Raw genomic sequence first — 6,247 nt, forward strand, 5'->3', positions numbered from 1 at the left:
CATACAATTGCATCAACACGATTTGCTACACTCGGCGTTGTCAGTTTGCCTTTAGTTTCAGTGATTAAGGCAGTAAAATTCAGTTAAGTCTGTATCGTAGCAAACGTGTTATGCAGGCGTTATAAGCTAAAAGGTGAAATATGGGTGTTCTGTATAAATATATGAAAAAAGAGCATGCGAAGCTGCTAGTAGAGCAGGGTTCATTGAGGATTGGTACTTTGTATGAATTTCGAGATGAAGAAAAGCATGGACAAGAAATTGGTGATAATAAAGAAGGAACTAAATCAACATACATGGGCGTAGATCAAGCTTGTTGGTCTACTGCTAATCAGCCAGAGTTTACTAAGTCTTTTTTCAAGTTAGCGGAAGGCGCAACAGTAAATATATCAGGGATTACGTTAGAAAAACCTCAAACTAGTCCTGATTTCTATATTTACTGTACAACTTACGAGTTTGATGAGTCTGCAATGAGAGACTTTGGATATGATTCATGTGTGGCCATTGAACAGCCTGAAAACTTTTTTAAATGTATCAGTAAATCACTAAAGCATAAGGGTTTGTATCAAGGTAGTCATAAGTGTAAGTATCAACCTCGCCGAATGCCACATGACTTTGATTCCGGAGTACATCCAGCATTGATTAAAGAAAACGAATATTCTTACCAAAAAGAGGTGAGAAGTATTTGGTCACCTACTAAGGATAATATTCAACCTATTATTATCAAATCTAAAAAGATAAAGAAATATTGCCGTATAATCAGCAGCTTATAACAAAGCAATCAACACGATTTATTACATTCGGCGGTGTAGGTTTGTCTTTGGTTTAGGTGTTTAAGGCGGTAAAATTCAGCTAAGTCGTCGTAGTAATAAACGTGTTATTGCGGCGTTATGCCACTTTTGAAAGACTTATATTAATAATTACCGCATTCTATTTTGCTATGATAATATGATTCTTTTTATTGAGAGTAATACTAAATGGGTAAGCTTAAAGGACTAATTGCTGCTTCTCTTATTCTGACGAGTGCATCTTCTTACGCAAATGTTAATGAGCACGTTCAAAAATCTAATAATCAATTTTATATTGGTGCTGATTTATCGATGGCTAACAATGTTGAGCTTGAAATAGGGAATGCATCAGCAGAAGAATCAAGTGATTTAGGTTACAACCTTGTCGCAGGTTATGAATTTGATACTCACCGAGTCGTCAAAACTAGCATTGAAGCTGAGTATCGAACATTTGGTGAAATAGATAATACAGGCTCTTTAAGCTCTGATGGTGATGCATTTTTCATTAATGCTAAAGCTAAACTATTTGTCCTCTATGATTTTGGAAGTATTTACTTTGCTCCAATGGTTGGTGTTGGCCAAATAGATATCAATGTTAAAGACAGCGCAAATCAAAACTATTCAAAAAAAGAAATGGGTTACCAATTGGGTGCTGAAATTGGCACTCGATTACCGTATGGATTAGATTTAAATTTAGGCTATCGAGCTGCATTTACAGAGATAGAAGAAGCTAATTTAACGTTAACTGGTTTTTATCTAGGTGCTCGTTATTTCTTCTAAATCAGCAGCATAACAAATGCATCAACACGATTTACTACACTCGGCAATCTCAGTTTGCCGAGTGTTTCTCGTTTTAAGATGTCAATATTAAGTATAATTGCATAGTAGTAAACGTGTTATGCAGGCGTTATATTGCCAGTGAAAAGGAAAGGTAAAATCATAAAATGGGTTGATGATCGTGGTTTTGGGTTTATTCAAAGTGACAATGCGTCAGGTAATATATTCGCTCACATCTCTCAATTTAAAAAAGGTTACCGTCGGCCACAAGTTGGTGATGAGGTAGCATTTTTAATTGAATATAAAAATGATAAAACGAATGCTAAATCTATTTCACTAATCGGTGTTCAACCATCTAAATCTAGAAGCTCTTTCGTAACAAAAATTTTGGTGTTGGCTGTTATCACAATCGGCATACTTGGCTATCAATTTTTGTCAAAAAGTAACGTATCTAAAAACGACTCAGCACCTTTACTTATTACAACGCCTGCATATGAAAATATGGGGTTTAGCTGTGATGGAAAAACTTACTGTAGCGAAATGAGGTCATGTGACGAAGCTAAGTTCTACATTGCTAATTGTCCAAATACAAAAATGGATGGAGATGGCGATGGTGTACCTTGTGAAAGTCAGCACTGTAATTTTTAGTAGGCAATATAACAAATGCATCAACACGATTTGCTACATTCGGCATTCTAGATTTCTTTGGGTTTACCGCATTAAGTGGTAAATTTAAGTTTAATCTACATGGTAGCAAACGTGTTATGCAGGCGTTATATTTTTTATTGAAACTTGCGTCATAATGCGCAACGCGCTACACTCTTCGTATGATTAAAACATTTAAGCACAAAGGTCTTAAAAAGTTTTTTGAGACTGGCAGTAAAGCGGGCATTCAAGCGAAACATGATCGCAAATTGAGAATGCAATTAGCCGCGATAGATACTGCAACCATTATTGATGATGTTGATTTGCCGGGCTTCAAGCTTCATCCTCTGAAAGGGGATAGAGATGGAATTTGGTCAATTACAGTAAATGGTAACTGGCGTGTTACTTTCGAGTTTGTCGATGGTAATGCTTACATTTTAAATTACGAGGATTACCATTAATGGCTATGTACAATCCCCCACATCCAGGTGAGTTTATCCATGACGTTTATATGGAACCATTTGGCTATAGTTGTCGCTTTGTTGCTAAACAACTTGATGTTGCGGCTTCAACTCTAAATCGAGTGATAAAGGGTAAGAGTTCAATTTCCCCTGAAATGGCATTACGTCTTTCAAAATCACTAGGTCGTACGCCTGAAAGTTGGCTAACAATGCAAGACAATTACGATCTATGGCAAGCAAAACAAAACGTGAATTTAACTAAGGTGCACACGATCAATTTTGCTATGGTGTAGTAAAATATAACAATCGCATCAACACGATTTACTACACTCGGCATCTCAGGTTGTCGGGTGTTTCTCGTTTTAAGGTGTCAATATTGAGTATAATTGCATAGTAGTAAACGTGTTATGCAGGCGTTAAATGCCAGTGATTAAGAAATCGATTGCAGCAATAATTTCATTTCTGAAAGTCGATAATTCATTAACTGGGTCGGTTAGGATCTTAACCGGAACACTTGTCATTTGTTGAGTTAACATGACAAAGTCACCTTCATCAATATGAATTGTTGGGCAAAGGTGACTTGGGGCTTTTTTATCAAGTAGGTCAATTGGCGTTAATGGAATGACTAATCGAGTATTTAGGTTATCCAATAAATCACTTTGAACATTTACAAAATAAGGGTAGGTTTTAGCTGAGCTTTTGTCTTTGTTTTTATATAGCGTAAATTGTGACATTTAAAATACTCGGTATGAATCAGAAAAAAGACCGTGTTTCTCGGTTAGTTCGTTGCAAGCATTAATAGCTTCAGAGTTTTGCTCTAACCATTCCTGTCTTTTTAGTTTGCTTACTTCTTGTGATAATGCCTTCTCCATTGTTGCTGAAAGGTTTATTTTTAATCGTTTTGCTTCAGCGAGTAGATCGCTATTTAACGTTAGATTGGTTGCTTTTTTTATCGCTTGTGTATTGTATTGGCTTCTCATAACGTGACCCTTTATGCGCATTAAGTATGTGGGTTCAGTATATACCGTTAGAAGGCATTTAACAAAGCCATCAACACGATTTATTACATTCGGCGTTGTCGGTTTGTCTTTAGTTTTGGTGATTAAGGCGTTAAAATTCAGCTAAGTCTGTATGGTAGCAAACGTGTTATGCAGGCGTTATAAGTACAAATTTGCATCAATACTTGATTATAAGCTTGAACCTATATAATATGTAGCCTATATTAAGGTTGTAGGGAATTATTATGTGGGAAGTTATTACTACGGATACATTTGATGAATGGTTTGATTCACTAAACGATTCAGAACGTGCAAATGTGATCGCTGGTATGTTGTTACTTCAAAATAAAGGTCCGCATCTTTCTAGGCCTTATGCAGATACTGTTTATGGTTCGAAGTTTACAAATATGAAAGAGCTTCGAGTACAAAGTAACGGTGATCCATTGAGAGCATTTTTTGCTTTCGACCCTGAGCGTAAAGGTATTTTATTATGTGCTGGTAACAAAGGCGGTAATGAAAAGCGTTTTTACAAACAGATGATCCCAATAGCAGATCAAGAATTTCAAGCTCATTTGAATAATAGAGGGTAATAATATGGCTCGTACACTTCAAGAAATCATGGCGAATGAAAAGCCAGAAGTTGTTGCTCAAGCTCAAGAGTTGGCAACAGAAATGTTATTAAACATTCATTTAGCAGAGTTACGTGAAAGAGCGGCTTTAACTCAGAATGAATTGGCTCTAGCTATGGGCGTAAAACAACCGACTATTTCTGGGATGGAAAAAGTAGGGCAAGATATTAAATTGTCATCACTAAAAAAATATATTGAAGCAACGGGTGGCAAGTTACGTCTTGATGTTGAAATGTCAGATGGTAGTCACTTTGGCTTTGCGGTGTGATGTACTTATAACAAATGCATCAACACGATTTACTACACTCGGCATCTCAGGTTGTCGGGTGTTTCTCGTTTTAAGGCGTCAATATTAAGTATAATTGCATAGTAGTAAACGTGTTATGCAGGCGTTATGTGCTTTTTTACTGTGTGAGGCTTACATCTTCTTTTCTATTGAAGTAGAACACATTTTATTAATCGTGAAGGGTATAATCTTAATCTTTGGTTGTTACTAAAACGAGAAAATTAACCTATGATCAAGCAGTGGAAAAATAAGCAATTTGAACGTTGGGCAATTACCCGTAAAAAAGGGCAGCTAAATTATGTTTTAAAGCAAACATTGATTATTGGTGGCGCTGTCTTGTTCGGTGGATTTATTGGCTATATTGTTTTCGATAAAATACGTACATGGGAAGAATATTGGCTAGACTTCTATGTACAAATATCTGCTTTACTCGTTTTTGGTTTAATCATAAATTATTTTATGTGGATAATAAGTGAAACCATTTATGAAAAAGAGTGTAAGAAAAGAAGGTTAGCAAAATCGTCAAATTCTTAATTACTCAATTTAAATCTAGTTCACGATATAAGGTTATGCTTTATGAAAGACCCTGATATTGAATTTCACAAATGGAAAAATGAACGTAAAAGAGGAATGATTAGCTATATGACACGTAGCTCTAGTCTTGCTCTATTTGGTTTACTTGTCGGTCACATTCTTGCTGGTTTTATTTTCCCATCTTCTGTGTGGTATTTATCATCAATACAAGAATCAGCGATTTATATCACAATTGCAATTGGTGTATTGATACCAATAAGTCTAATTTCATGGTTTTTTCGAGAGCGTAAATATCAAAAACATCTGTCTAAATTGAAACGCACATAACAAATGCATCAACACGATTTGCTACACTCGGCGTTGTCAGTTTGCCTTTAGTTTCAGTGATTAAGGCGTTAAAATTCAGCTAAGTCTGTATCGTAGCAAACGTGTTATGCAGGCGTTAAGCGGCAGGAGGAATTAAATTGTCATTTATATCGGGGATAGATCCCAAAGAATTAATTGCTGGAATAGTTGCGACATTTTCAATAGCTATGGCATTTGGAGCGTTATTTGGTGCATTGAAATCAGGTGTATTAAAAAGGGTTCGATTTGGGTCGTTTGAAATTGAAGCATCGACAGAGGATGCAGCACAATTTAAGAGTGCTTTAGAAAAGAGTAAGGAACAATCTGTACCTTTTGAGATTGAACAACTTGCAAATTATTATTCTCAAATACTGAGCCAATCGAAAGTTAGTTTTTGGTTTAGTATGATATTCGCTTCACTTGGTTTTGCTATTATCGTTATATCCGCATTTTTACATACTGAAGGAACAACTACGGCTACAATTGCTCAGTTTAGTGCTGGTATTATAATGGATGCGGTTGCGGGATTGTTTTTTGTTCAATCTCGTAACGCACAAAAATCAATGGGTGAATTTTTTGATAAACTTCGTAATGATCGCTTACACGCTGAGTCAAAATTAATAACTGAATCCATTCAATCTAAAGACGCACAGGATGCATTACGATTACACCTTGCTCTACATTATGCTTGCGTGCCAAGATCTGACGATGTGGCTAAACATATAACTGAGAAATGTTTACGAATTGGTAAAGCCGCTTAACAATTGCATCAACACGATTTGCTACA

At 35.9% G+C, this 6,247-nt stretch carries 12 protein-coding genes; 10 read left to right on the forward strand and 2 right to left on the reverse strand.

The features are described 5' to 3' along the window. The first annotated feature begins 140 nt into the window (after positions 1 to 140). The 5 genes from A6E06_RS11200 to A6E06_RS11220 all read left to right on the forward strand — a co-directional run bounded on the left by A6E06_RS11200 (position 141) and on the right by A6E06_RS11220 (position 2,961). Positions 141 to 770, forward strand: a complete 630-nt coding sequence (locus tag A6E06_RS11200) for a hypothetical protein (RefSeq protein ID WP_065594263.1) — start codon at positions 141 to 143, stop codon at positions 768 to 770. A gap of 204 nt (positions 771 to 974) precedes the next feature. Then, positions 975 to 1,565, forward strand: coding sequence for an outer membrane beta-barrel protein (locus A6E06_RS11205; RefSeq protein ID WP_065593615.1), 591 nt, complete (start codon positions 975 to 977; stop codon positions 1,563 to 1,565). Between the two features lie 132 nt (positions 1,566 to 1,697). Next, positions 1,698 to 2,210 carry a cold shock domain-containing protein gene (locus A6E06_RS11210; RefSeq protein WP_255312080.1) on the forward strand — a complete coding sequence of 171 codons (513 nt, stop codon included), beginning with the start codon at positions 1,698 to 1,700 and terminating at the stop codon, positions 2,208 to 2,210. A 179-nt stretch (positions 2,211 to 2,389) separates the two neighbouring features. Beyond that, the gene (locus A6E06_RS11215) at positions 2,390 to 2,668 is read left to right on the forward strand and encodes a type II toxin-antitoxin system RelE/ParE family toxin (protein ID WP_012534781.1); all 279 of its coding nucleotides are present in this window, start codon (positions 2,390 to 2,392) and stop codon (positions 2,666 to 2,668) included. Then, on the forward strand, positions 2,668 to 2,961 hold the full coding sequence (locus A6E06_RS11220) for a HigA family addiction module antitoxin (RefSeq protein ID WP_065593011.1): 294 nt from the start codon (positions 2,668 to 2,670) through the stop codon (positions 2,959 to 2,961). The genes A6E06_RS11215 and A6E06_RS11220 overlap by 1 nt, the downstream gene beginning before the upstream one ends. A gap of 123 nt (positions 2,962 to 3,084) precedes the next feature. Here A6E06_RS11220 and A6E06_RS11225 read toward each other — a convergent pair whose 3' ends face one another. Continuing rightward, a complete protein-coding gene (locus A6E06_RS11225) occupies positions 3,085 to 3,402 on the reverse strand; it encodes a CcdB family protein (protein WP_065593010.1) in 318 nt (105 codons plus the stop codon). Further along, positions 3,403 to 3,648 (reverse strand): type II toxin-antitoxin system CcdA family antitoxin, encoded by a 246-nt coding sequence (locus tag A6E06_RS11230; RefSeq protein ID WP_065593009.1) that lies wholly within the window; start codon positions 3,646 to 3,648, stop codon positions 3,403 to 3,405. A 263-nt stretch (positions 3,649 to 3,911) separates the two neighbouring features. On the opposite strand from A6E06_RS11230, the gene A6E06_RS11235 reads away from it, so the two are divergent. From A6E06_RS11235 to A6E06_RS11255, 5 genes are all read left to right on the forward strand, one after another. Continuing rightward, on the forward strand, positions 3,912 to 4,256 hold the full coding sequence (locus A6E06_RS11235; RefSeq protein WP_017020975.1) for a type II toxin-antitoxin system RelE/ParE family toxin: 345 nt from the start codon (positions 3,912 to 3,914) through the stop codon (positions 4,254 to 4,256). A gap of 4 nt (positions 4,257 to 4,260) precedes the next feature. After that, complete coding sequence (locus A6E06_RS11240; protein ID WP_017020976.1) at positions 4,261 to 4,563, forward strand: helix-turn-helix domain-containing protein; 303 nt, start codon at positions 4,261 to 4,263, stop codon at positions 4,561 to 4,563. Positions 4,564 to 4,809: 246 nt separating this feature from the next. Then, on the forward strand, positions 4,810 to 5,115 hold the full coding sequence (locus A6E06_RS11245) for a hypothetical protein (RefSeq protein WP_065593008.1): 306 nt from the start codon (positions 4,810 to 4,812) through the stop codon (positions 5,113 to 5,115). A 42-nt stretch (positions 5,116 to 5,157) separates the two neighbouring features. Then, on the forward strand, positions 5,158 to 5,442 hold the full coding sequence (locus A6E06_RS11250) for a hypothetical protein (protein WP_065593007.1): 285 nt from the start codon (positions 5,158 to 5,160) through the stop codon (positions 5,440 to 5,442). A gap of 137 nt (positions 5,443 to 5,579) precedes the next feature. Further along, entirely contained in the window at positions 5,580 to 6,221 is a 642-nt protein-coding gene (locus A6E06_RS11255; RefSeq protein ID WP_065593006.1) for a hypothetical protein, read from the forward strand. Positions 6,222 to 6,247: the final 26 nt, after the last annotated feature.

This window comes from Aliivibrio sp. 1S175, assembly GCF_001690985.1.
Lineage (GTDB): Bacteria > Pseudomonadota > Gammaproteobacteria > Enterobacterales > Vibrionaceae > Aliivibrio.

Coding starts and splice junctions, on each gene's coding strand:
- A6E06_RS11200 (WP_065594263.1), top strand. CDS start 141: ATGGGTGTTCTGTATAAATATATGAAAAAAGAGCATGCGAAGCTGCTA.
- A6E06_RS11205 (WP_065593615.1), top strand. CDS start 975: ATGGGTAAGCTTAAAGGACTAATTGCTGCTTCTCTTATTCTGACGAGT.
- A6E06_RS11215 (WP_012534781.1), top strand. CDS start 2,390: ATGATTAAAACATTTAAGCACAAAGGTCTTAAAAAGTTTTTTGAGACT.
- A6E06_RS11220 (WP_065593011.1), top strand. CDS start 2,668: ATGGCTATGTACAATCCCCCACATCCAGGTGAGTTTATCCATGACGTT.
- A6E06_RS11225 (WP_065593010.1), bottom strand. CDS start 3,402: ATGTCACAATTTACGCTATATAAAAACAAAGACAAAAGCTCAGCTAAA.
- A6E06_RS11230 (WP_065593009.1), bottom strand. CDS start 3,648: ATGAGAAGCCAATACAATACACAAGCGATAAAAAAAGCAACCAATCTA.
- A6E06_RS11235 (WP_017020975.1), top strand. CDS start 3,912: ATGTGGGAAGTTATTACTACGGATACATTTGATGAATGGTTTGATTCA.
- A6E06_RS11240 (WP_017020976.1), top strand. CDS start 4,261: ATGGCTCGTACACTTCAAGAAATCATGGCGAATGAAAAGCCAGAAGTT.
- A6E06_RS11245 (WP_065593008.1), top strand. CDS start 4,810: ATGATCAAGCAGTGGAAAAATAAGCAATTTGAACGTTGGGCAATTACC.
- A6E06_RS11250 (WP_065593007.1), top strand. CDS start 5,158: ATGAAAGACCCTGATATTGAATTTCACAAATGGAAAAATGAACGTAAA.